This window comes from Marinobacter sp. L-13, from assembly GCF_056857715.1.
In genome coordinates, this window is record NZ_JBSXNQ010000046.1 from 39,770 (window position 1) to 61,278 (window position 21,509).

Here is a 21,509-nt window from a genome sequence, read left to right on the forward strand (position 1 = left end):
TCTATACGGGTAAACTTACCGGAGGAGTTCACCGCATGGAAACCGCTGACATCTTCCTGTCGCTGCTGTTCGGCTGCATCGGTTTCGCCTATTTCATGTATGGCCGGCGCAGGAAAAACATCGTCACCCGCTACTGCGGCATTGCCATGATCCTGTATCCCTACCTGGCCAGCAGCGCCTGGGAGATGCTGGCAGTGGGTGTGGGGCTCATGGTTGTGCCACGGTTTGTCGAGTTATGAATAGTGTTGGCTCAGCTCAAGCTCTAGAGGCGCTCAATAGACTTGAGCAGAGAATTGAAAGCCCTCGAAAAGCTGCGCTCAGCCAATCGGTCCATTACCCCCCCCAGCAGCGGCACTTGCACGTGCCCTTCAGAAACCCAGGTAACCCGGGTCTGTTCGCCTTCTGGCTTTAAAACAATCTCTCCCTTCGTGTGCTGAACGGTGAACGGGCTCGATTTTTCAATTTGATAATGCATTCGGTTTGGCCTCTCGAACCGGGTAATACGCTCAGTGAGCTCGAGCCGGCCCGCTCCGACAATTCTCAGGGCGCCAATGCCATTTTTCTCATCTCTACCCTCTTCAATCAGTAAAGACTTGCTAACCCCGGGAAACCGGGAATAGCGGGCGTGGTCGGAGATGGCTTCAAAGACTGATTCAATATCCTTCTCGAGAACTCGTTCGACATGTATGCGAAACATGGCTACTCCTCAACTTTGGGCTCACGGACAGGATACGCTCCCACTCCATCAAACGAGTGGGATTTAGCAGAATACCCCTGTCTCAGCCAACTGCCGAATGATCTGAATCGTCTCAATGTCTGTGGCTACGTAGGCCTGTTCAAGATACTGGTCATAGGGCATCGAATCACCGCGGTTCTCGATGCTCGCTGTTTCATACCGGAAACGGACAAACAGTGATGCCGGCTCGGGCTCTTCGATATCCATGACAAGTGTTGCGGCCGGGAGGGTGGCCGTTGGCTGAGTCCGGTACTCTATCCTCGCCTCGTGCCAGAAAGTAACTTCATCGACCACCTGCAGTCCCGGCAGCTGGAGGCTACGCTTCAGGTAAGCCGGACCCTGATCCAGAATCTCGTAATCATCGACACCAACGAGGAACTTGTCCGGGCGCCGGGCCCTGAGCACCAGCCCCTCCCACACCTGGAATCGGGTCAGAACCGGTAGCTCTGGCTTGGTCAGGTCGTTTATCTGAACGATATGCTCGAACGTCATCTGGCCTCCTGTCGTGCGCATCGCAAGGCACGGTTTCAATCGCTCGCCTTTTTGCGATGAATGCCGGGTTATTAAAGTTCGATTCACGGTTTGGGTACGCGTTTAAAAAGTTAACAGCCTACAATTCAAAAGGATGATCACTGGAATGGTTCCAGTGCAACCTGATAGTCAAATAATTCATAAAAGGGGACGTTGAATCCCAGTGAACTATCGCCAACTCTTTCTTGCTCTGATCCTCGGAATCCTCGCCCTTGCGCTATGGGTGAGCCCAGAGTTCAAACAGATTGCCGCCGGCGTTGCCATTTTTCTGTTCGGCATGCTCTCGCTGGAGAACGGGTTTCGCCAGTTTACCGGTGGTTTTCTCGAGAGCGTGCTGCGTCGTACAACCGATACGATTCCGAAAAGCCTCGGTTTTGGCATCGTCAGTACCGCCATCATGCAGTCCAGTTCCCTGGTATCGGTGATCACGATTTCGTTTTTGAGCGCCGGCTTGCTTCCGCTGATCACGGGTATCGGCATTATCTTCGGCGCCAATCTTGGCACCACGACCGGCGCCTGGTTATTCGCCACCATCGGTATGAAAATGAGCCTTTCGGCCTTTGCCTTGCCGATGCTTGTCTTTGGCGTGGTACTGAATTTTCAGCAACCACGAGCCTGGAAAGCCTTCGGTGCAATTCTCGCCGGGCTCGGGTTTCTGTTTCTCGGTATCGATTTCATGAAGGCGGGCTTCGAAAGCTATCAGTCGGCTGTCGATCTGCGCGAGTATGCAATGGACGGTATCTCAGGACTTCTTGTCTACACAGGCCTCGGAATTCTGGCGACCGTCGTGATGCAATCCAGCCATGCGACGCTGGCGCTGACTCTGGCCGGTCTGGCCACGGGCCAGATTACCTACGAAAACGCTCTGGCCCTGGCCATTGGTGCAAATATTGGTACAACCGTCACCGCTCTGATCGGTGGTCTGGGTGCAAATATCACTGGCAAGCGTCTGGCAGGCGCCCATCTCCTGTTCAACGCGGTAACGGCGGTGATTGCCCTGGTGCTGATCGAGCCCCTGCGCTGGTCAGTGGATGCCCTGTCAGCCCTCATGTCGATCGCCGACGATGACTACACGGTCAAGCTCGCCGTATTCCACACCCTGTTCAACTGCCTTGGTGTTGCCATCATGCTGCCACTGATATCGAGAATGGCACGGGCACTCGAGCGCTGGCTGCCAGAGCGAGAGGAAGAGGTCGCCGCACAGCCGCGGTACCTGAATCAGGCTGCGATGGACTCACCCGATAGTGCAAACGCGGCAGTGCGCAGGGAGGTCTGGCACCTGTTCGATCAAGCCTTCGTTATCCTTGCCCATGGTCTCCACCTGCACCGCGAAAATATTCGCCAGAGCGATGACCTTGAAGCGATGATTAACAATTCCCGGGAACGCATCGATATCGACATCGACCTGATCTACCGACAGCGAGTAAAACGCCTGTACAACGCCATTCTCGACTTTATTTCCGGGCGAATGACCCGGGAGTCGCCGGCCAACTCCACCGAATCGCTTTATCGTCTTCAGCATGCTGCCGCGGAGATGGTCGAAGCCATCAAGCATGTCAAACACCTACGCAAGAATCTCACAATTTATATGGCGTCGGATAACGCCACGATTCGCAAAGAGTACAACGAGCTTCGACTGCGAGTCGCGATGGTACTGCGTGAGACCCATCGTTTTTACGAAGGCCGGTTTGAGGATGCCAGCGCAGCAATACTGGAGCTCGACGAGATCGCTGTGCGTGCACGAGTAGACCGCGAATCGATGGTCGGTCGTGTCACAAAACTCCTGGGTGCAAAACGGATTGATGCCGCCATGGCTACGTCTCTGCTAAACGACTCTGCCTACGCCAGCGAAACCGTCGATGCTATTCTGACAGGAACCCGCGAGCTCCTGACTGCCATGGATGTTGAAGCCGCTCGAACCACAGAGGAGCTGTCGGTGAGCGACGCAGGGCGGGCAGAAGTCATGCCATGACGAATTCCGATTAAGCTTTAAACAGAGAGGACGGAACAGTGGGTTTCAAGGATCTTGTGGCGAAGCTTGACGATATTCTGGGCGACCATGACAAGGGTAAGTCCCTGGAGCTTGAAGAACTGAAGCGGCTTGAAGAGCGGCTGGTGGAGAAACAGGAGAAATACCGCGACCGACTGACTTCCGGCGCCCCGGGGGAAACACCCGCTCAAACAGAAGTTCGCCTGCGAGTCGTTGAGGCGCAACTTGCCAAACTGAGAGAGCTTATGGAAGAGGATAGGCTTTCTTGACCTCGAAATCCTGGCTACGCCATTTGCGCCCCCACAAGATACCGTTTAGGCGCCGATTCGCCCGAGCGTCCGTCGCCCTTATCTTTCGAACCACAGAAAACGGCGGCAAGGAGCTGCTCTTTATCCGGCGGGCCCGTCGGGAGGGTGACCCCTGGTCTGGCGACATGGCTTTCCCGGGCGGCCGCCTGCAACCTGAAGATGCATCTGCACGAGCCGCTGCCGAGCGGGAAACACTGGAAGAAACCGGCATGAATCTGAGGCGCCACGGCCGCTTTCTCATCCGGCTGTCCGACCTGGTCACCCGCCATCACAGCCGCTGGCGCCCGATGGTGGTCACCCCCTATGTGTTCGAGTGGCGCGGACCGAAGTCGGTCTCAACGAATCACGAAGTCGAGCGAGCGGTCTGGGTGCCGATGGACTACCTCGGCGCAGACGCGAACCAGGGCCGACTTTCCTGGCGCACGCCCCTGGGCACACTCAACATGCCCTGTTGCCGTTACCAGGATGCCTGCATCTGGGGATTAAGCTACAGCATGTTGCAGGAGCTACTGGCATTGGCCCCTGACAAGAATGAGAGTTCGATCCATGACCGTTGACCGTAATCGCCTTGCCGCTCTCGCTGCGGAACCTCATTTCTATCGGGGCAGGTACCGCAACCTGGAGCCAGTCCCCCGACATGGCATTGGCGATTTTATGCGCTGGCAACTGGCCCCGGGCCGCAACTTCCCGAAGGGAAAACGCTTCACGCTGCTGCGGCCAGATACGCATTCCCTGATGAATCCGCCCGAAGAACCACAACTGGTCTGGCTGGGTCACGCCTCGTTCCTGTTCCAGTATCGTGGTCTGAACGTGCTCACCGACCCGGTACTGTCGGAACGCGCCAGCCCCTTTCAACTGGTCGGGCCGAAGCGTTACACACCGCCGGCCCTGACGGTAGCAGACATGCCGCCGATTGATTTGGTGCTGATTTCCCACAACCACTACGACCACCTTGATGAAAAAACCGTGCGCCAGTTACACCGGCGCTTCGGAGACAACCTGCGCTGCTGCCCATTGGGGCCTACGACCCGCGCTGGTTCATGGCGCCGGTGCACGTGGCCCCGGAAGAGGCGGTGAGCATTCATCAGGATATCGGTTCCCGACAGTCGGTGGCGATGCACTGGGGCACGTTCGTGCTCACCGACGAGCCCATGGACGAGCCGCCCCGACGGCTAAGAGCCGCCCTGGAGCGACAAGGGCTGAACGAAGCGGATTTTCGGGTGATGCAGCACGGGGAAGTCTGGTCGCCGGCTTCGAACTTATAACCTGACGACGCCCTCTCCCTGATCGTGCAACCAGCGCCGCCAGTCGAGGGCCAGCATGCTTACACCACCAATGTAATTGTCGTTGACCAGATAATAGGAGATGGTGCGATCTCCCCGATTAAAGTTGTGCATCAGGCGCACCACAAAGTTTCTTCGGGTAGGTTTGGACATCAGGAAATACACGAACTGGCCAGACTGGGCCCGCAGGCTTCCGCGCCCCGACAGATCAGAATGTCGCCACTTGTTGCTTGGCAGCTTCAATAGCTGATCGATGCCCGCCAGACGGCCCTGTTCAAGTGCCTGATCAACCACCCACTGATTTTCACGGTGGCGCTCAAAATACAAGCCGGATTCATCGCGCTCAATGGTCTCCATCTGCTCTGCCAACCCTTCGTTCAGCCAGGCTGGCGCATAGGGAACGATGGTATCGACAACCGCATGACTCACTTCGTGCTTGATGGTTTTGAAGGTGAGATTTCTGTTTTTACGAACATAGACGACGATCTGGTGTTCGGAAGGTATGTAAAGCCCGTAAGAGGCAACAGCCATCCCCCTGTTCCGACGGACGAGGTAGTTACGGTATGCCGCGCTGTCTTTGAGAATCAGAATATTGACCGGCACCGTCCGGTGCATATCAAAAGACATCACCCGGTCGAAGAACTCATAGACGTTGTTAACGCCTTCAACGATCTGCTGGTGTTCCGCTTCGCTCAGCTCAACATCAACAGTTCTGATATCGATCTCAAAACGCGACCATTCAGAGGCACCTGGCTTGACATTGACCACTTCCTGCGCGACCCGGTGATCCTGCCGATCGCCAAAATGCACCTGGCCGTTTTCATCCACCCATTTATAGATCTTTGCAGAAACCGGGCACACAGCCATCATAAACAGCGTTAAAACCACCACTGGATACACGGCTTTCCTTAACCTTTTAAACACTGAACATTACCCGACCACACATTGGAAAACAGTTCCGACAGACAAAAAGGTACAGAAAAAGCAGGGTGCCGCCAACGCCTAAAGGTGCAAAGTCACGCCGTTTTCGTTGAGCACTTTCGTGATGTTCTCAATGTCCAGTTGGCCGAGCGGAATTTCTATGTCGGCGCATTGGTTGCCGATTCAATCAAGTCGCCAGCTCGACAATTTCACCAGTCACACCGTCTTCAGTCACCTCCAACCGCCCCACCGTAATCGGCAAAGTAAAGCGTCTGGGGCCTGCGCCACCAGGATTGAAGTACAGCACATCGCCAATCCACTCGTTACGGGGTTTGTGGGAGTGGCCAGCAATCACCACGCGGTAGCGGCCTTGCGGATCGAAGTCGAGGGTTTTGACATCGTGGAGCATGTAAACGGCCTGGCCGAGAAACTCCAGATCTCGAGTATCGGGAAGCTCGGCTGCACGGCCGGATTTATCGATATTACCGCGGATGGCAATGACCGGCGCGATCGCCTCGAGCGCGTCCAGAACGTCGTCCCGCCCGACATCGCCGGCATGCAGGATGACCTCCGAGCCCTTCAAGGCTTCCAGGGCTTCTGGACGCATTTTGCTATGGGTATCTGCAATCACGCCGATCTGCATGCCTGCCCCCAGATGCTTAGTGGTGGTGGCCGCCCGGGCCATGCGCGTGGCCGTGGGACAGTTCTTCTGGGGTGGCGGCGCGCACATCGATCACTTCAATATCGAAAGTCAGGGTTCTGCCGGCCATCGGATGGTTGGTGTCCACATCGGCAAATTTGTGGCCTACCTTGGCAACAACCACGTGGCGAGGCCCCTGCTCGGTCTGAACCTGAGCAACCATGCCCGCCTTCCAGCGTTTGGCCCCCATCAAATGCTTGATCGGCACCCGCTGGATGGCATCGGGCTTGCGGGGCCCATAGGCTTTATCGGGAGTGACAGTCACACTGAAGGTATCGCCGGCATCGCGACCTTCCAGGGCTTCTTCCAGGCCCTTGATGATGCCGCCATGGCCATGCAGGTAGGCGTTCGGCTCGCCGCCGTGGGAGTCTTCAACAGCGTTGTCTTGCTCATCACGAACGCTGTAGTGGAACAGGACGACCTGGTTCTTTTCAATTGGCATAGGGTTCTCTTCGATGATTTTAGATACGCCATTATAACGAGCAGCGGAGCTGACTGCAGGCAAGTAAAAGCAGGACAGGAAAACCGGGCCTAAACTTCATTCGCCTTCCGAAACTGCCCCTGATAATCAAAAACCCGTTCCTGCACCTGCCAATAGTGCTTCTGCTTACGCGCAATCACGAAATCCGGTGCCGGCAATAAGGCCTCCAGCTCAAGCACCTCATCCGCTGAGCTGAACTCTTTCGGGGCCTGGCTATTGGCAAAGCGACGCCCGAACAGTTTATTAAAAACAGCGCGTTGGCCCGGCTTGCTGAAATCAAACGACTCGCCGAGTTCTTCCCCATCTTCCCCGTGATAGGTGATCTTCAACTTGCTGCCATCGGCAACCAGCGATATCCCGGCGCAGCGGATGACCTTGGCATCCTTGAGTTTCAGCGCATCTCTCAGCTGATCATCCGGGTCGATGATGGCTTTGTGGCACTGGTGACAGTTGCGGGCCGCAATATCATTCTCGGCCCCGCAATGCGGGCACTCCTTGAAGCGGAAACGGTAATCGCACTGCTGCGGGCGTTCATCCTGAACCCTGTCAACCGGCTCCAGCAGCCCCTGGCAACGGCGGCCGTAGTGCTCGATCACACGGCCATCATCGTCTGTTTTGCCCCAGAAGATATTGGCAAACCCGCAGCCCGGGCAGAACACCTGCACCGGCTCACTATCAGGGTTCGGCTTTGGCTCCCCCACTTCCGGATGATGCAGATTCACATGGTTGCCGGCGTAATCGATCACCAGGCAATCCTGTTTACCCTCATCCAGACGAAGTCCGCGGCCTACTATTTGCTGATAGAGACTCACCGACTGGGTGGGCCGAAGAATGGCGATGAAGTCCACATGGGGCGCATCAAAGCCCGTGGTGAGCACAGACACGTTCACCAGATATTTCATCTGCCGCTGCTTGAAGCGCTGAATCAGCAAGTCCCGATCCTTCAGATCGGTGGCGCCCGTTATCAGGGCAGTTTCGTGTTCTGGCAGGTACCCGGCGACCTCCCGCGCATGCTCCACGGTGGCCGCAAAGATCATCACGCCCTGACGCTCGGCAGCCAACTCCACAACCTGCTCAATGATCGCCCGGGTCACGCGCTTGTTTTTGCTCAGCAGCTGGTTAACGTCCCTCTCGGCGTATTCGCCAAAGCGGTCCTGGGGCAGCGCAGAGAAATCGTATTGCGTCACTGCCGCGTTCACCAGCTCCGGCCGGGTGAGATACCCTCGATTGATCATGTAATTCAGCGGTAGCTCGTAAATGCAGTGCTGAAAGGGCTTGTCATCCTCGCCCCGAACAAAGCCCCGATAGTGATAGCGATAGATCCAGCCCATGGCCAGACGGTATGGCGTAGCAGTCAGCCCGAGCACTTTCAGAGAATCGTTCTGTTGCCGCAAGAGCTCTATGATGCGCTGATACTGACTGGTTTCTTCCCCGCTGACCCGATGGCATTCATCGATAATAACCAGCGAGTATTCGTCCCGAAACTGATCCAGGTTCGCCGATACCGACTGCACACTGGCAAAGGTCACCTGGTGGTGACTTTCCTTCCGCTTCAGCCCGGCAGAGAAAACCCCGCCGGTTAATCCATAACTCTGATACTTTGCGTGATTCTGCTCCACCAGCTCCTTTACGTGGGTTACCACCAGGATCTTTCGCTTCGCGAGACGCGCCAACTCGGCAATAACCAGGCTTTTCCCAGCACCGGTTGGCAGCACGATAACGGCGGACTCATCGGTTTTTCGAAAATGAGCCAGCGTGGCATCAACCGCTTCCTGCTGATAAGGCCGGAGTTTGAAAGGAGCGTTCATTTTGGAGGGCTTACTCGTTCTCAGACAGTGTGTTTCGATTCTTAATGTTCATTGATAAATGCTCATGTGCACAACACTACTGACTGCTATCTTTGAATTGAGGAAGTAGAGGCGTTTGAGCTGACAGATACCCTGAGTTCTCCTCAAGGTCCATTACCACAGATCAGCAACCTGACTGGATTAAAGGAATCAGTCAGGCCTCCGTTTTCCAGTATAAGGAGATATTGCATGAGCAATTATATGTCGATATTGGGCGCCGTCGGGATTGCCGGCATAGCCGTCGCCATCACCGGTTGCGCAGGCTCCGTGGAGCCCCCCACCTCTCAAATGCGAGCCGCCGAATCTTCCGTTCAACAAGCGGTGTCATCCGACGCAAGAAACTTTGAGCCAGTGCTGCTGAATCAGGCCCAGAACAAGCTTGCCGATGCCGAAGAGCTCATCGACGATGAAATGAGCGAAGAGAATTATCAGAGAGCACTGCACCTTTTGGAACAGGCATCCGTCGATGCTCAGCTGGCCGGCGCGCGTGCCGAAACTGCAAAAGCCAGACAGGCTGTGGAAGAGATCAACAGGAACATCGAGTCTCTTCGCCAACGCATGAATGGAAGCCAGTAAGGGCGCCAGCTTAAACAGGAGATTGATATGAACAATCGATACATGATTTTGAGCATGGTTGTCGGCTTTTCCGTCTTCCTGGCCGGATGTGCCAGTACGCCCAAGGACAATCAGATGGTTGATGAAGCAAAGGCGGCCTATGAGGACATTCGAACCGATCCAGACGTTGCCCGCAGTGGCGACCGCCAGCTAAGAAGCGCCAGGGATCAGCTGGCCCGCGCTGAACGATTACTGGAAGAGGGTGCCAGCACCGCGGAAATCGAGCATGCGGCCTACCTGGCCAATCGCCATGCCGAGATTGCCCGGGAGCAGGCCGAACGCGCCAAGCTGCAGCAACAGATAAATTCCGCCGAAGAAAGACGCAAGGAACTGGAGTTGCAGGCTCGCTCTGCACAGGCTCAGGCTGCCCAGCAGGAAGCCGCTGAATTGCGCCGTCAAATGGAGGCTATGCAGGCCGAACAGACAGACCGTGGCATGGTACTTACCCTCGGTGACGTTCTGTTCGACCTGAATCGTGCTGAACTGAAACCTGCCGGGGAAACGACAGTAGGCCGCCTGGCTGACTTCATGGCTGAATATGAAAACCGTCGCGTGCGCGTGGAAGGATACACGGACAGCACCGGAGCAGAATCTTACAACCAACAACTGTCAGAGCGTCGGGCTGAGGCTGTAAGAGAGGCCCTGATGGATAGAGGTATTAATCGCGCCCGGATTGAAGTGCAGGGATTCGGAGAACAATACCCGGTTGCGACGAACGAAACATCCGCAGGGCGCCAACAGAACAGGCGGGTCGAGATAGTGATTTCCGATGCGGACGGAAATATAAAAGAACGTTAGAACGCGAATGCACACCGGAACAGAGTGTTTGCCCAGCAAACAAGTCTGTTCCGGTTTTTCGCAACAGTTGAAAACTTTGCTATGCAGGGCCTCCTAATTAGCGTACTGTCGATCTCGTTGGAAAGATCTAGCAAAGCATTTCACGAATAAGACCTCTTGTGTTGCCACACCTTTTGTCCTGTTTTTGATCCTGCACGTTTTTTTATTTCCCGCATATCGCTGATCAATGATCACAACGATCCTTTGACGGCACCTTATTGATTAATTTCAGGATAACTATTTATGTCTACAATTACCGGCAACGTTAAGTTCTTCAACGAAGCAAAAGGTTTTGGTTTTATTACTCGTGAAGGCGGCGCAGACGTCTTTGTTCATTACAGCAATATTCAGGGTGGCGGTTTCAAAACTCTGGCCGAAGGCCAGGAAGTTGAGTTCACCGTGACTCAGGGCCAGAAAGGCCCGCAAGCAGAAAACGTTATTGGCCTGTAAATAACAGCCAATACGTGATCAAAAAAGGCAGCCTCAGGGCTGCCTTTTTTATTTGAAAGAAGACGGGCAAGATCGCTGCTGGCACCCTACCCGTTTATTTTCGATATGCCGTTTACCTTGCCGATGAATGTTGCAGTTTACGAGTTCCTGTTAACAGGGCTCTGAGGGGCTGCACAATACAACACGGAAGAGCCCATTCTTGCCGTCTGGCCCCACAAAAGAGCCGTCTGGTTGCAGGCCGGATATACCATCTTCATCAAATCGCAATGACACAATCATTTCGGCCGGCGCAGCCATTTTGAAATCCAGGATTTCGGTCACAACACCGTAATTGACGCCATCAACCGCGAACTGCTGCCCTTCCCTCGCGATCACGCGGGTATAACCTGAAGGGCTAGAGGCAAGCAGCAGACTCTTGCGGTTATTGATGTCCGCCTCATCGCTCGCCCGGAATGCCGCCCAGGATTGCCGGCTGAACGCCAATCTGGTTGTGTTCGAGCCCAAGCTAACAGCAAGCTCCACACCGGAGGCATCCGACAAACCTCGAACGGGATCCCCTTCCTGGAAAAACACCTCCGTGGTGGCACTGGTTCCGTCGTTGGTCCAGACCAGCAAAGCGTCTTCCTGATCCAGGGTGCCGGAGTTGACCAGGAAGGCCACGGAGTCGTCGGCGCCCACATCGAACGAGTTCGCGCCGCCAATAAAGCCGGTGACCTCAAAGAGCGAGCCATCATCCAGCAGGAGCGTCTGCTCGCTACGGCTGATCCGGGTAAAATCACCGTTACCCAGCGAATCAGTGTAGATTCCCCGATTGGCCGCCCCGGAAACCGCTCTGGGAGCGAAGTAAAACACTTCGCCATTATCGGTTAACTTAGGTCTGGCAGAGTTCAGATCATCGATAAAATCTCTTGCGGAGCCACCGGCCTCCCGCACAACTTCCCGGTAGCTGCCATCGGCATTACGGACGTATATGCCTGAATCCGTCGAACCGGAGAGAGCTGTGCCATCTGCGTTCTGAAGTGACAGACCAATAACCAGCTGCTCTGCCTGGTTACTGTCAAACTCGAGGAAACCGAAGTTTTTTGCCTCGAGATTGCCGGGAAGTAGCGTTTCACCGGCCTTTAACGATTGGGCCTTCTGCCCCAAGCCTGTGATCGTCCAAAATGCGCTGCCCGCTGGATAAAACGAATCGTCTGCCACTTTGAAGGCATCCGTGTTCGACCCGGGCTTAAAGGTAATCGCACCATTGCCGTCTGAACTCAAGGACGAGAATAACCGATTACCCTGGATATTCTCTGTAAAGTAGATATTTCCCGCATCCAGTGTCGGGAACTCGGTGCCATTCCTCGCAGGGTCGCCTTCCCGGGCGATCACAGACGTTGTGCCGGCATTGCTGCGCAAGAGCACCTCATTGTTAAGCCCATCGACCTGATCCGTCACCGAGCCCGATTGCTGGTTCAGGATACCGCCGAAGATGATTTGACCGGTGTTATCGATCAGTACGTTGAAAAAACCGTTGTAGGTAGCATCGCTTGAGGGCAGCGTGGCGTCGTCGGCCTGGATCAGGCTCAGGCCCGCGCCCGAACTGTAGCTGAAAATACCGTCTCTCAAGCTGCCGCTGCTGTCCGTTTGATCGGTCGCACCAAGGATTGCGACGGTGCCGGCCTGGTTAACATCAAACCTCAGCTGGGTGCCAACTTCACCGCTGAACACGGCGCCACTGCCAATGCCCGGCGCCGGATCGCCACTTACCACGATGGGCGTGATCCCGCTGTCCAGGCTATCAACCGTCACTTCACTGGAATCGGTACAGCCCTCACTGTTGCAGGCGGCAACGACATAACGGGCGCCGTTGCGTTCGGTCAGGCTGATATTGTTGGTGTATTCGTTGGTAGTCAGGTCCGAACCTATCTGGGTGAAGCCACTCACGCCGTCCGGGTCTTCAAACACCTGGTAAAAGTCTGCGTCGGCCACTGCCGGCCAGGTAAAAGTCAGCGTCCAGTCATCGTAGGCGGGCGTAACCACTGGCGCTGCTGGTGCGCCAGAGGCTGTGCCACCACCCCCGCCATCACCGCTGCTGTCCCCGGTATCACCGCTGTCAGCGACATCATCGCCACCGACCTCCTCGCTGGAATCTTCCTCAACCAGGTCATCATCATTTGAATCACTGCTCCGTAAGCAGCCCGCCAGGGCAAAGCACACGGCCAAAACGGTTAACACCCTGAGTAACATAACATTCAATGTTTTCATTCGACTGCCTCCTTGTTCGTAAAGCGGTTGCTTTACGCTGTCCGTCACTAGGCTATCGGACATGAACCAACGGCAGCAGACCGCACCTGAGGGGACCTTGGCCGGCTTTGACTCCCCCATTTGAGGGGGCTATGTTGAAAGAGCGGCAACCCAAGAGCATCAGGACGATCAAATGAAGTTGGGGTTTATTCTGGAAGATCACGCAGGCGCTCAGGATTGGCTGCGCGACGTGCTCAAGGAAGTTTTTCCGGAGATTTCGGTGACCGTTGCCAACCGGCTCACTGAGGCAAGGGATAAAGTGTCTCACCTTCAACAGGCGGATCTTGAGCCGGACATTGCTCTGATTGATCTCAGCCTGCCAGACGGTAATGGCATCGACTTTATTCGCGACCTGCGCGAGGCGGTGCCCGAGTGCCTCTGCATCGTGATAACCATCCACGACGACGACCGCCATGTGTTCCCGGCACTACGGGCGGGCGCCAGGGGATACCTGCTGAAACAGCAATCCCAATCCGAGCTGGCTCGCCGGTTGGCGGGTATTATTGACGATGAGCCGCCACTGTCACCGTCGGTGGCCAGGCGGGTCCTGGCAACCTTTGCACCGCCGGATACCACCGCACAGCCGGACCTGACCCCGCGAGAGCAGGAAGTACTGGAACTGATTGCCAGAGGCTTCACCCTGGCTCAGGTTGGCCAGGCCCTGGGCATTACCCGTCACACAACCGCCGGTTACGTGAAAACCGTGTATCGCAAGCTGGAGGTGTCCTCCCGGGCGGAGGCCACCCGGGAAGCCATGCGCATGGGTATGATCGACAGCTAGGCTGCCGGCAGCGTCAGCTCCACAACAAAGCCGCCTTCCGCCAACACCCGGCAATCAACACGACCGCCCAGGTCCTCGGCACGAACCTGCATGGTTCTGAGGCCGTGCCCGTCACCCTGGCCATCCAGGGTCTCGCCTTTGCCGTTGTCGGAAACCCGCACGAAAAGATGGTCGCTATCACGACTCCACGTTACCTCTACCCGATCAGCATTTGCGTGTTTGATGATATTGGAAATTGCTTCCCTGAGAATGCGCGCGATATTGGCAGCAGCCCGGGCCGAAAGCTCCTGGTCAGACAGACTCATGGGATCTGCCTGCCAATCCAGTTCGATACCCGAGTCCGTCAGCCGCTGGCGTATTTCACCCTCACAGCCGTTGGCCACCTCCAACAGACTGGCTGGCGTCCCTGCAGTGGTATCTACCAGCCCATGCAGGTCCCTCAGGGCCGATCGGGCCACCTCGCGCACCGTTCCTGTGTCCGTGGCGTACACGAGGCTCAGCAACCGGGCACCCAGATCGTCATGAAGATCCCGCATGATTCTGCTGCGCTCCTTCTTCGCCCCCGCATCACGGGCCTGCAGCGCCTGCAACGCCTTTCCAGTAAGGTCATACAGCAGGTTCGCCACCCGCATATCCTCCTTGGTAAACAGCCGGGCCCCATTGCTGGCAAATTCCAGGCTCGCCCGCCGGGTATCACCCGGTAGCGCAGGCAGCTCCATCAACACACCGTCTGCCGATACTGCCACCGCGGCCTTTTTATCCGGCGCATCGGGCATCTCCAGACTGAGTGGCTGAAACGTCATGCGCAGCAGATCCGGCCAGGCCCTGCGAACTTCCGCTTCCGTAGAGGCAGAAAAAAGCTTATCCACCAGCTCCCTGAGAGCCTCGTTCAGAGAAATGCTGGAACGCTGCCCGAATCGATCCCAAAGCCATTGCCGCAATGGAAAGTAAAGCCAGCCCGCAATGGCAAGCGAAAGAGTCAGCGCATAGGTGCTGGTCAAACCAACACCCATGATCAGGATCGCATCCAACACCAGCACCATCAGCCCCCCGGCAAACCAGAGCCAGGTCTTGAACCACCACCGCTCAATATCAAACAGGCGATAGCGCACCAGCCCCGCCGCGATGCCGAGGTACAGAATCAGGTAGGCGCCGAACCCCACCAGCAGCGGCACGAGCGGGGGGTGGCCGAAGACTGGCGGTATGATCACCAGCCCCATCAGCAAAACACTGCCCAGGAAAATTGCCAATACACACCATTTCAGGGCAGCGCGCTCGAGGGGGCGACCTTTCGAGGCCACCCATTGGGCACCCGCAAAGCACAAGCCAAGCACATAACCGACGACAATAGGCAGGTAGACCGTCACCTGGGCGCTTTCGCCCACCTGGAGTTCGCTCAGAACCCACATGATCAGTGCGATGCAAATCATCAGTGCCGGAACGGGAAAACGGGCAAGCGGGCGCGGATACACCCAAAACAGGGAGACCAGGGAAGCGTTCACCATGAGCGTGGCTAGGTGGTTAACCGCAGAAACCACCGCAAACACATCGCCACTCAGCACAAACTCCCGATCGCCGTAGATGGCAAGAGTCAGGGTGTTCACCATGGTTGCTACGCCGGAAAGCGCGTAAAGCCGGGTCGCTGCGCTTTTCGGGCGGAAGGCCCAGATGCCAACCGCCACCATCAAAGCAATCAGCCCGTAAAAGGTGTGAATCGAAAAGCCGCCCGAGAGCTGATGCCACGGCGTATCGATGGCCACAACCGGCACCTGGTCACCGGATGCGAGAACAAACCTTGCCCCGCCTGAGCGCAGCGCCTGATCCAATTCGGTCTGGCGCTTCATAAACAGATTAAGATCGGTGTGGCTTAGCAGGTCTGGTTCTTCCATCACCAGATTGCCATGCAGCGGGATTTGCCGACCATCCGCCGCTTGCAGCCCCACAATTATGCTGCCCACCCGAATAACCCCGGCGTTCGGTGAATCCGGGTGCACCCGATCGACCCGGAGCCCTTCCGGCCCATCATGGGGCGAAAGCTCGAGCCCCAGCCAGGGCGACGACAGCGCGACCTGCGCTGAGATGGCAATGGCCGCCAGGGCCACGACGGCAATCAGCAGAAACCTCTGCCTGGGTGCCATCTGAAATCCTCCACAATCCCTATAGATTGCTTTTCAGATTAGCCACCCAAGGGAGGATTTGCGACACCCTGAATGAGGGGGCCAGTTTTCCCACGTTAACGTCGATCCAGTGAAACAAAACTGATAGTTCCGGTTCTAAAACCGGATAGCACGGCGCAGAATTCCAAAATGCCTGAAATCCTTCGGGGAAATCGATATGAACAGACAGCTGACATTCATCACCCTCGTATTATTCTTGACCGCCAGCGCCTGGGCCTCTGAGCCTGCCGTCTACACCGGCCTGCTGAGCAATACCGGGGCGGGCGGCTACGACACAGTCAGCTACTTCGAAACGGGAAAACCAGCCAAAGGCTCGCGCGAATACACCACAGAGCAATTGGGCGTAACCTGGCGATTCGCGAGTGCGGAGAACCTGACGCGCTTCGAAGCCAATCCTGAACGCTACTTGCCTGCCTACGGCGGCTACTGCGCCTGGGCGGTCGCCCAAGGCTACCTCGCCAAAGGTGACCCTCAACACTGGGCCATCCGCGATGGCCGGCTTTATCTCAACTACAATGAGTCAGTTCAGGATCGATGGCTGAAGGACACAGAGGGCTTCATTCGACAGGCAGACGCAAACTGGCCAAAGGTTCTGGAATGACGAAAAGAGTTTATCGCGGTTTAATCTCAAACACGCCGGTGGTAGCAGCCCGCCAGCGGTCTGCCCCGCTGCGAATACCGTACTACTCATGAGGCATTTTAAATCAGGACCGGAGTGTCTTATGGAATACGAACACGCTATTGTGAAATTTGAAGGCGACGTTGCCGTTCTGCTCTGCAACGGCTGTGGCATCAAGATCACAGAGGGCACCAAGCACGAGGACCGTGAGCACTACTGCACCATGTGCATGAGCGGCAACTGCAAAGCGAAATTCAAAAAAGGGAACTGAAACCACCGCGTCAAAGCGGTGCCATCGGCAATGAATGAAACAACCGACGATAAACCAACATCCGCGCCACCACCCGCAAAGAAGGGCTTCAGTGGCCTGCATGTCTTTGGCATTGTCCTGCTCACCATCGTTGCCACGGCAGGCATTGGTTACTGGTGGTTAAGCCACTATGTGTTCCCAGACAACTTCGAACCCGTAACCCTGAATGCCAGTGAACAGGATTCACTCAACAGCAAATTGAACACCCTGGGGATTGACACCCAAGGTGGTGGATCTGCCGGCCCGTTAAAGCCAGAGCCCTACAGTGAGGAAGGTGCCAGCCGGGAGGTACGCTTCAGCGAGCGGGAACTCAACGGCATGCTCGCCAACAACACCGATCTGGCTCAACGACTCGCCGTCGATCTCTCGGACGATCTTCTGAGCGCGGTGCTTCTCGTACCTTTTGAAGAGGGTTTCCCTGTACTCGGCGGCAGAACGGTGCGAGTAAATGCAGGAGTGGAACTCTCCTTTGCCAACGGTCGCCCGCTGGTTAAGTTAAAGGGAGTGAGCTTGATGGGCGTTCCCATCCCCAACGCCTGGCTGGGCAACCTCAAGAACGTGGATCTGGTCAACGAGTTCGGTGCCAACCCGGGGTTCTGGCAATCCTTTGCAGCCGGCGTGGACTATATCCAGGTCCAGGATGGGCGGTTGCTCGTTCGGCTCAAGGAGTAGCGTCCAGCACAAAAAGCCCGCAGCACTGGAACAAACTCCAGACCAGCCTCTCCGTGACATTTCACGAGATTTTACTCCGGTTAGCCCCTCAGTTCATAGCAAGCTCTCCAACGCTCAGCTACCATGGCGCGCCGCCATAAGCTCCGGCGTGTCGGCAGGGAATAACTCAAAATAATCAATTAAGTAAGAAGGAATCTACTGTGCGAAACGCAAGGATCCTGGCAGTGCTGGCTGCTCTGCTGTACCTCACCGGCTGCGCCTCCGGCGCCAAAATGGGCAACATGGTGTATGAGGGGCCAGTGAAGGCCTACGACACAGCCCTGGAAGACAATGTGGATGTCACCAACGTATCTGGCGGTGAAAAAACAAACCCCGCCTGGACTTCTGAAATCGACAACGACGCGTTCGCTGGCGCCCTGAAGCAAACCCTGCAGAAACAGGGACTGCTCGCAGGCTCCGGCCGCTACCAGCTCGAAGCGCTCCTGCTGGAAGTTGACCAACCCATGTTCGGTCTGGACTTCGAGGTAACCACCCACGTGAGATACATCCTCACTGACCGCGATAACAACGGTGCCGTGGTTCTGAATGAAACGGTTGTCGCCCCCTACACCGCCACCATTGGCGATGCATTCGCCGCTATCAAGCGCCTGAGACTGGCCAACGAAGGCTCCGGCAAAGCCAACATTCAGGGTCTGCTCGACAAACTCGCCGAACTGCAAATCCAGCCCGGTGACGTCTCCCTCACGCAATAACGTTTCTGGAACCACGTTCTACAACAAGGAAGAACCATGAAGTACTCCCTACTCCTCACACTCGCTGCAATCGCGTTTCTGTCGACCGGTTGCGCGTCGGTCGTCTCAGGAACCGACCAGAAGCTCACCTTCAACAGCGAGCCCGAAGAAGCCACCGTTACGGTTTCCGGCCGAGTGCTCGGTAAAACGCCACTGACGGTGCCAGTGGATCGGGGCTCCAACCAGTCCATTACCTTTGAGAAGGAAGGCTACAAGACCTACACCGCTCAGCTCTCTACCACAACCAACCCCTGGTTCTTCGGGAACATCGTGATCGGCGGGCTTCTGGGTTCCACTACCGATGGTGTTTCAGGTGCCATTCACGAGTTCTCGCCGGACCAGTACTTCGTCACCCTGAAGCCTGACACCCCGACCGGGATCTCCACCTCCAAGCCGCGACAGATCAAGGAAATCATCATCGCGTTCAGCGGAGAGTTTCGCCACCAGCTGGCAAGCGGTGGCGGTGAAAAGGTGGACACCATCGTGCAACTGCTGGGTGTCGATGCCTCCCAGAAAGACACCACCATCCGGGCACTGAACCAGCTCGCACTGGCGAACCAGAACGACCTGGAGCTGGCCAAGACGATTATTGAGGTTTACGGCGTTCAATAGAGCGCCACTCTGGAAAATTTCCGGCCATTACATGGATGTTTTATCCCCTTCGGACATTCCATCCTTTTTCATGGCGTCTTTTTCCATACCCTCTTTTTTCATGTCCTCATCCATCATGCTTTCGGTCTTCATCCCGTCATGCATGGTGTCCATGGTGTCGGACTTCATGGAGTCTTTGGCCATGCCGTCTTCTTTCATGTCGTCCTGCATCATGGTGTCGTCCATTCCCTTGTTGCCCTTGTCCATGTCGTCCGCATGGGCCGGGGCCATCAGGGCCAGGGTGGTACCGAGGGCCAAAAGCGTCGCTGTCAGGCTTTTCATTGTGCATTCTCCTTATTGGAAATAGTGTCTATTCGACACTGCCGCCCCCATACCTGAAGACCAGCAGCATCAGAATGCAGACTAAGCAGGAACGCTTACGCGGCCGTCACGGCTGGGTAAAAAGTCGATCAAGGAAAGGTCACAAAACCGTCACGGGGGAGCGGACGGATTTCGTATCTCCCTATATCGCCGTCTCCATAAGCATGCTAAAAGACTCCTCCCGGCAATAGCCCGGGCATTCTCCCCATCAGGATCTCAGCATGTCAGACAAATTTTTCTTCAAAGGCCGGCAGGACGCACGCCAGCACCACACCACTTACGGCGGCTTTCAGACCAACGCCAGCCAGAAGAGTGGCAGCAAGAAATACCCGCTTACGCTGGTGGTGACCAGTGACGCGCGCAAGCAGGAAGTCGAAGCGCAAGTGGCCAAGGCAAAGCTGTACGCGAACATTTCGGTGGATACCCGCGAGGGCGCCGTTGAGTCCATTACCGAACTTACCGCTATCCTGACCAAAGGCGGGACGGTTACCACGGTAAAATCGCCTTCACGTAACGATATCTGCAACTGCGGTAGCGGGCTCAAATTCAAGAAGTGCTGCGGCTGATAACAGGCGGAGACGGGGAAATGGCTATGATTGTTTGCGGTGTTGAGCTTACCGGCAGTGATGCAGTGGTGTGTTTGCTGAATATGGACCGGGGGCAGTTCAATTTGCCGGAATGCAAGGTGCGCAAACTGTCACTGCCAAAAAACCATAGCCGTGAAGACCTGAAGCAGTTCCAGGCGGCCTTTGGCGCGTTAATGGCCGAGTACGGCGTGACTCACGTCGCAATCAAAGAGCGGATGCCCAAAGGCAAATTTGCCGGTGGTGCTGTCAGCTTCAAAATGGAAGCTGCCATTCAACTGATCACCGACATCGAATTGACGGTAACCCTGCTGCCCTCCGCTCTCATCAAGTCCACACTGGCAGCCAATCCGCTGCCTATTGCGTTTGCAGAGACGGGATTGAAGGCCTTCCAGGAAGCGGCCTTCGTTTGCGCCTATGTAGGGCAGCTACAGAGCCAATGACTTCCCGGCTATCGGAAGCTCGAACGCGGGCCACTCATCGTCCTTGGAGCGGTGAGCCGGTGCGATATCTGTCTACCGCTCAATCATTTCAACAATCTCATGGGACGACTGCGCCATCGGCTCAAAATGCGCCTGCTCGCCCGCGGTGAGCACGGAGACATGGCGAACCTGATAGATCGCATAGGTGGCGAGCAAGCCCAGAACAACCGCCATGTAAACAGGCATGCCCTGCGGGCCCACCAGATTCATAATCAAACCCACGAGCAGAGGCGCCAGGGCAGCGCCCACAATGGTGAGGCTCATCAACAGCCCCACCTCCGACAACCCGAATCCGAGCTTGCTCGCGTACAAAGGCGCCATCGCCCAGAAAGCGCCCATGGCCAGGCCGGAGAGCGCCGAGGTAGCAACGGCCAGCGGCGCAAAGCCGATGATTTTCTTCAGACTGCTCTTAGCCCGCTCGGGAATGTGGGGTTGGCTGCGACTACTGATGGTGATGGGCAGCAGCGCCCAGCAACTGAGGATGGCCGACACCGAAAACAGCACCAACAGCTCGCCCGGGCTCAGCCTGAGCAGTTGCTGAGCAAGGGCAATTCCCCCAAGGTTGACCACCATATACATGGCGAAGACCCGCCCGCGCTCGTGCTTCTCAGCGCGGGCGTTTAGCCAGCTCTCCGTCACCGTCATCAGGGTGACCAGGGACAATCCGTAAAGAAAGCGAAGCGCCATCCATGCCCAGGGATCAACCCACAGGGAGTGCAGCAGCGCGATGGACGCGCACACCGCCGCGCAGAAGGCAAAGGTACGGATATGGCCCATGCGGCGGATCAAACGGCCACTGATAAAGATGCCGCAGGCGAACCCCACGAAAAAACCAGACATGATGACGCCGATCCGCGCCGTGGAAAAACCCTGCTCATTGGCCGTGACCGCCAGCAGCGTATTCAACAAGCCACTGCCGAGCTGTAATAGCGCGACACTCGCGAGAATTGCACCAATAGGGCGCATTAAAGTCCAGATACACACCTCCCTGCCCTGAAATGAAAGGGCTTGTTTGCCTCAGACAGCAAGCACTTGGGGTGTGTTGTTCAGTTTTTGTATCGCCCTGATCGCCGTGCCACTGCTTACTGGCCTGCAATCGCTGCGCCATAGGTGACGCTGTTAAATCCGATTCC

27 protein-coding genes are annotated in these 21,509 nt (G+C 56.3%); 17 read left to right on the forward strand and 10 right to left on the reverse strand.

Annotated features, from left to right (window positions below; translation table 11 throughout):
- Positions 1-35 precede the first annotated feature (35 nt).
- Positions 36-239 carry a hypothetical protein gene (locus AC13DD_RS06350; RefSeq protein WP_008172460.1) on the forward strand — a complete coding sequence of 68 codons (204 nt, stop codon included), beginning with the start codon at positions 36-38 and terminating at the stop codon, positions 237-239.
- A gap of 23 nt (positions 240-262) precedes the next feature.
- On the opposite strand, the gene AC13DD_RS06355 is transcribed toward AC13DD_RS06350, so the two are convergent.
- A complete protein-coding gene (locus AC13DD_RS06355) occupies positions 263-697 on the reverse strand; it encodes an SRPBCC family protein (protein ID WP_273083234.1) in 435 nt (144 codons plus the stop codon).
- Positions 698-760: 63 nt separating this feature from the next.
- A complete protein-coding gene (locus AC13DD_RS06360; protein ID WP_041645499.1) occupies positions 761-1,228 on the reverse strand; it encodes an AtaL-like protein in 468 nt (155 codons plus the stop codon).
- 202 nt (positions 1,229-1,430) lie between these two features.
- Between AC13DD_RS06360 and AC13DD_RS06365 the strand changes: the two genes are divergently transcribed.
- From AC13DD_RS06365 to AC13DD_RS06385, 5 genes are read left to right on the forward strand one after another with little or no spacing between them, the layout of a single operon-like run.
- A complete protein-coding gene (locus AC13DD_RS06365; protein ID WP_092033390.1) occupies positions 1,431-3,239 on the forward strand; it encodes a Na/Pi cotransporter family protein in 1,809 nt (602 codons plus the stop codon).
- 56 nt (positions 3,240-3,295) lie between these two features.
- Positions 3,296-3,526: a hypothetical protein gene (locus tag AC13DD_RS06370; protein WP_482931000.1), complete on the forward strand. Its 231-nt coding sequence runs from the start codon at positions 3,296-3,298 to the stop codon at positions 3,524-3,526.
- Positions 3,523-4,122 (forward strand): NUDIX hydrolase, encoded by a 600-nt coding sequence (locus AC13DD_RS06375; protein ID WP_482931001.1) that lies wholly within the window; start codon positions 3,523-3,525, stop codon positions 4,120-4,122. The genes AC13DD_RS06370 and AC13DD_RS06375 overlap by 4 nt, the downstream gene beginning before the upstream one ends.
- A complete protein-coding gene (locus tag AC13DD_RS06380) occupies positions 4,112-4,642 on the forward strand; it encodes an MBL fold metallo-hydrolase (RefSeq protein ID WP_482931002.1) in 531 nt (176 codons plus the stop codon). Before AC13DD_RS06375 ends, AC13DD_RS06380 begins: the two co-directional genes overlap by 11 nt.
- Positions 4,606-4,830: an MBL fold metallo-hydrolase gene (locus AC13DD_RS06385; RefSeq protein ID WP_273017547.1), complete on the forward strand. Its 225-nt coding sequence runs from the start codon at positions 4,606-4,608 to the stop codon at positions 4,828-4,830. Before AC13DD_RS06380 ends, AC13DD_RS06385 begins: the two co-directional genes overlap by 37 nt.
- Here AC13DD_RS06385 and AC13DD_RS06390 read toward each other — a convergent pair.
- From AC13DD_RS06390 to radD, 4 genes are all read right to left on the reverse strand, one after another.
- On the reverse strand, positions 4,825-5,739 hold the full coding sequence (locus AC13DD_RS06390) for a DUF4124 domain-containing protein (RefSeq protein WP_482931003.1): 915 nt from the start codon (positions 5,737-5,739) through the stop codon (positions 4,825-4,827). The genes AC13DD_RS06385 and AC13DD_RS06390 overlap by 6 nt on opposite strands.
- A 217-nt stretch (positions 5,740-5,956) precedes the next feature.
- Positions 5,957-6,412, reverse strand: coding sequence for a metallophosphoesterase family protein (locus tag AC13DD_RS06395; protein WP_092033438.1), 456 nt, complete (start codon positions 6,410-6,412; stop codon positions 5,957-5,959).
- A gap of 16 nt (positions 6,413-6,428) precedes the next feature.
- Positions 6,429-6,911: an FKBP-type peptidyl-prolyl cis-trans isomerase gene (locus AC13DD_RS06400; protein WP_482931004.1), complete on the reverse strand. Its 483-nt coding sequence runs from the start codon at positions 6,909-6,911 to the stop codon at positions 6,429-6,431.
- Between the two features lie 89 nt (positions 6,912-7,000).
- Positions 7,001-8,758 carry a DNA repair helicase RadD gene (gene radD / locus AC13DD_RS06405; protein WP_482931005.1) on the reverse strand — a complete coding sequence of 586 codons (1,758 nt, stop codon included), beginning with the start codon at positions 8,756-8,758 and terminating at the stop codon, positions 7,001-7,003.
- Positions 8,759-8,986: 228 nt separating this feature from the next.
- Here radD and AC13DD_RS06410 point away from each other — a divergent pair, with 228 nt between their 5' ends.
- The 3 genes from AC13DD_RS06410 (at position 8,987) to AC13DD_RS06420 (ending at position 10,699) form a co-directional block, all read left to right on the forward strand.
- Positions 8,987-9,373, forward strand: coding sequence for a DUF4398 domain-containing protein (locus AC13DD_RS06410; RefSeq protein ID WP_008172479.1), 387 nt, complete (start codon positions 8,987-8,989; stop codon positions 9,371-9,373).
- A gap of 27 nt (positions 9,374-9,400) precedes the next feature.
- Entirely contained in the window at positions 9,401-10,210 is an 810-nt protein-coding gene (gene yfiB, locus AC13DD_RS06415; protein ID WP_008172481.1) for an outer membrane lipoprotein YfiB, read from the forward strand.
- 282 nt (positions 10,211-10,492) lie between these two features.
- A complete protein-coding gene (locus tag AC13DD_RS06420) occupies positions 10,493-10,699 on the forward strand; it encodes a cold-shock protein (protein ID WP_008172483.1) in 207 nt (68 codons plus the stop codon).
- A gap of 150 nt (positions 10,700-10,849) precedes the next feature.
- Here AC13DD_RS06420 and AC13DD_RS06425 read toward each other — a convergent pair whose 3' ends face one another.
- Positions 10,850-12,949: a hypothetical protein gene (locus AC13DD_RS06425; protein ID WP_482931006.1), complete on the reverse strand. Its 2,100-nt coding sequence runs from the start codon at positions 12,947-12,949 to the stop codon at positions 10,850-10,852.
- 172 nt (positions 12,950-13,121) lie between these two features.
- Between AC13DD_RS06425 and AC13DD_RS06430 the strand changes: the two genes are divergently transcribed.
- The gene (locus AC13DD_RS06430) at positions 13,122-13,769 is read left to right on the forward strand and encodes a response regulator transcription factor (protein ID WP_273083249.1); all 648 of its coding nucleotides are present in this window, start codon (positions 13,122-13,124) and stop codon (positions 13,767-13,769) included.
- Here AC13DD_RS06430 and AC13DD_RS06435 read toward each other — a convergent pair.
- On the reverse strand, positions 13,766-15,907 hold the full coding sequence (locus AC13DD_RS06435; protein ID WP_288367384.1) for a sensor histidine kinase: 2,142 nt from the start codon (positions 15,905-15,907) through the stop codon (positions 13,766-13,768). The two genes, AC13DD_RS06430 and AC13DD_RS06435, sit on opposite strands and share 4 nt — an antisense overlap.
- Before the next feature lie 196 nt (positions 15,908-16,103).
- Between AC13DD_RS06435 and AC13DD_RS06440 the strand changes: the two genes are divergently transcribed.
- From AC13DD_RS06440 to AC13DD_RS06460, 5 genes are all read left to right on the forward strand, one after another.
- The gene (locus AC13DD_RS06440; RefSeq protein ID WP_288367383.1) at positions 16,104-16,547 is read left to right on the forward strand and encodes a YHS domain-containing (seleno)protein; all 444 of its coding nucleotides are present in this window, start codon (positions 16,104-16,106) and stop codon (positions 16,545-16,547) included.
- A gap of 121 nt (positions 16,548-16,668) precedes the next feature.
- A complete protein-coding gene (locus tag AC13DD_RS06445; RefSeq protein ID WP_008172490.1) occupies positions 16,669-16,836 on the forward strand; it encodes a hypothetical protein in 168 nt (55 codons plus the stop codon).
- A gap of 30 nt (positions 16,837-16,866) precedes the next feature.
- Positions 16,867-17,547: a flagellar basal body-associated FliL family protein gene (locus tag AC13DD_RS06450; RefSeq protein WP_092033417.1), complete on the forward strand. Its 681-nt coding sequence runs from the start codon at positions 16,867-16,869 to the stop codon at positions 17,545-17,547.
- A 200-nt stretch (positions 17,548-17,747) separates the two neighbouring features.
- Positions 17,748-18,299 carry a hypothetical protein gene (locus AC13DD_RS06455; protein WP_139216062.1) on the forward strand — a complete coding sequence of 184 codons (552 nt, stop codon included), beginning with the start codon at positions 17,748-17,750 and terminating at the stop codon, positions 18,297-18,299.
- A 36-nt stretch (positions 18,300-18,335) separates the two neighbouring features.
- Positions 18,336-18,950: a PEGA domain-containing protein gene (locus AC13DD_RS06460; RefSeq protein WP_014578102.1), complete on the forward strand. Its 615-nt coding sequence runs from the start codon at positions 18,336-18,338 to the stop codon at positions 18,948-18,950.
- A gap of 27 nt (positions 18,951-18,977) precedes the next feature.
- Here the strand turns inward: AC13DD_RS06460 and AC13DD_RS06465 are convergent, their stop codons facing one another.
- The gene (locus AC13DD_RS06465; protein ID WP_008172497.1) at positions 18,978-19,271 is read right to left on the reverse strand and encodes a hypothetical protein; all 294 of its coding nucleotides are present in this window, start codon (positions 19,269-19,271) and stop codon (positions 18,978-18,980) included.
- 260 nt (positions 19,272-19,531) lie between these two features.
- On the opposite strand from AC13DD_RS06465, the gene AC13DD_RS06470 reads away from it, so the two are divergent.
- Together AC13DD_RS06470 and AC13DD_RS06475 are read left to right on the forward strand one after the other, a co-directional pair.
- The gene (locus tag AC13DD_RS06470) at positions 19,532-19,876 is read left to right on the forward strand and encodes a PBPRA1643 family SWIM/SEC-C metal-binding motif protein (RefSeq protein ID WP_104270645.1); all 345 of its coding nucleotides are present in this window, start codon (positions 19,532-19,534) and stop codon (positions 19,874-19,876) included.
- A 26-nt stretch (positions 19,877-19,902) separates the two neighbouring features.
- Positions 19,903-20,337: a DUF3010 family protein gene (locus tag AC13DD_RS06475; RefSeq protein ID WP_273156239.1), complete on the forward strand. Its 435-nt coding sequence runs from the start codon at positions 19,903-19,905 to the stop codon at positions 20,335-20,337.
- A 72-nt stretch (positions 20,338-20,409) separates the two neighbouring features.
- On the opposite strand, the gene AC13DD_RS06480 is transcribed toward AC13DD_RS06475, so the two are convergent.
- A complete protein-coding gene (locus AC13DD_RS06480; RefSeq protein WP_053112881.1) occupies positions 20,410-21,342 on the reverse strand; it encodes an MFS transporter in 933 nt (310 codons plus the stop codon).
- Positions 21,343-21,509: the final 167 nt, after the last annotated feature.

Bases quoted from the DNA above. Each gene is read 5' to 3' on its own strand.
- AC13DD_RS06350 (WP_008172460.1), top strand. From the start codon at position 36: ATGGAAACCGCTGACATCTTCCTGTCGCTGCTGTTCGGCTGCATCGGT.
- AC13DD_RS06355 (WP_273083234.1), bottom strand. From the start codon at position 697: ATGTTTCGCATACATGTCGAACGAGTTCTCGAGAAGGATATTGAATCA.
- AC13DD_RS06360 (WP_041645499.1), bottom strand. From the start codon at position 1,228: ATGACGTTCGAGCATATCGTTCAGATAAACGACCTGACCAAGCCAGAG.
- AC13DD_RS06380 (WP_482931002.1), top strand. From the start codon at position 4,112: ATGACCGTTGACCGTAATCGCCTTGCCGCTCTCGCTGCGGAACCTCAT.
- AC13DD_RS06385 (WP_273017547.1), top strand. From the start codon at position 4,606: ATGGCGCCGGTGCACGTGGCCCCGGAAGAGGCGGTGAGCATTCATCAG.
- AC13DD_RS06395 (WP_092033438.1), bottom strand. From the start codon at position 6,412: ATGCAGATCGGCGTGATTGCAGATACCCATAGCAAAATGCGTCCAGAA.
- AC13DD_RS06400 (WP_482931004.1), bottom strand. From the start codon at position 6,911: ATGCCAATTGAAAAGAACCAGGTCGTCCTGTTCCACTACAGCGTTCGT.
- radD (WP_482931005.1), bottom strand. From the start codon at position 8,758: ATGAACGCTCCTTTCAAACTCCGGCCTTATCAGCAGGAAGCGGTTGAT.
- AC13DD_RS06410 (WP_008172479.1), top strand. From the start codon at position 8,987: ATGAGCAATTATATGTCGATATTGGGCGCCGTCGGGATTGCCGGCATA.
- yfiB (WP_008172481.1), top strand. From the start codon at position 9,401: ATGAACAATCGATACATGATTTTGAGCATGGTTGTCGGCTTTTCCGTC.
- AC13DD_RS06420 (WP_008172483.1), top strand. From the start codon at position 10,493: ATGTCTACAATTACCGGCAACGTTAAGTTCTTCAACGAAGCAAAAGGT.
- AC13DD_RS06425 (WP_482931006.1), bottom strand. From the start codon at position 12,949: ATGAAAACATTGAATGTTATGTTACTCAGGGTGTTAACCGTTTTGGCC.
- AC13DD_RS06430 (WP_273083249.1), top strand. From the start codon at position 13,122: ATGAAGTTGGGGTTTATTCTGGAAGATCACGCAGGCGCTCAGGATTGG.
- AC13DD_RS06435 (WP_288367384.1), bottom strand. From the start codon at position 15,907: ATGGCACCCAGGCAGAGGTTTCTGCTGATTGCCGTCGTGGCCCTGGCG.
- AC13DD_RS06440 (WP_288367383.1), top strand. From the start codon at position 16,104: ATGAACAGACAGCTGACATTCATCACCCTCGTATTATTCTTGACCGCC.
- AC13DD_RS06445 (WP_008172490.1), top strand. From the start codon at position 16,669: ATGGAATACGAACACGCTATTGTGAAATTTGAAGGCGACGTTGCCGTT.
- AC13DD_RS06450 (WP_092033417.1), top strand. From the start codon at position 16,867: ATGAATGAAACAACCGACGATAAACCAACATCCGCGCCACCACCCGCA.
- AC13DD_RS06460 (WP_014578102.1), top strand. From the start codon at position 18,336: ATGAAGTACTCCCTACTCCTCACACTCGCTGCAATCGCGTTTCTGTCG.
- AC13DD_RS06465 (WP_008172497.1), bottom strand. From the start codon at position 19,271: ATGAAAAGCCTGACAGCGACGCTTTTGGCCCTCGGTACCACCCTGGCC.
- AC13DD_RS06470 (WP_104270645.1), top strand. From the start codon at position 19,532: ATGTCAGACAAATTTTTCTTCAAAGGCCGGCAGGACGCACGCCAGCAC.
- AC13DD_RS06475 (WP_273156239.1), top strand. From the start codon at position 19,903: ATGATTGTTTGCGGTGTTGAGCTTACCGGCAGTGATGCAGTGGTGTGT.
- AC13DD_RS06480 (WP_053112881.1), bottom strand. From the start codon at position 21,342: ATGCGCCCTATTGGTGCAATTCTCGCGAGTGTCGCGCTATTACAGCTC.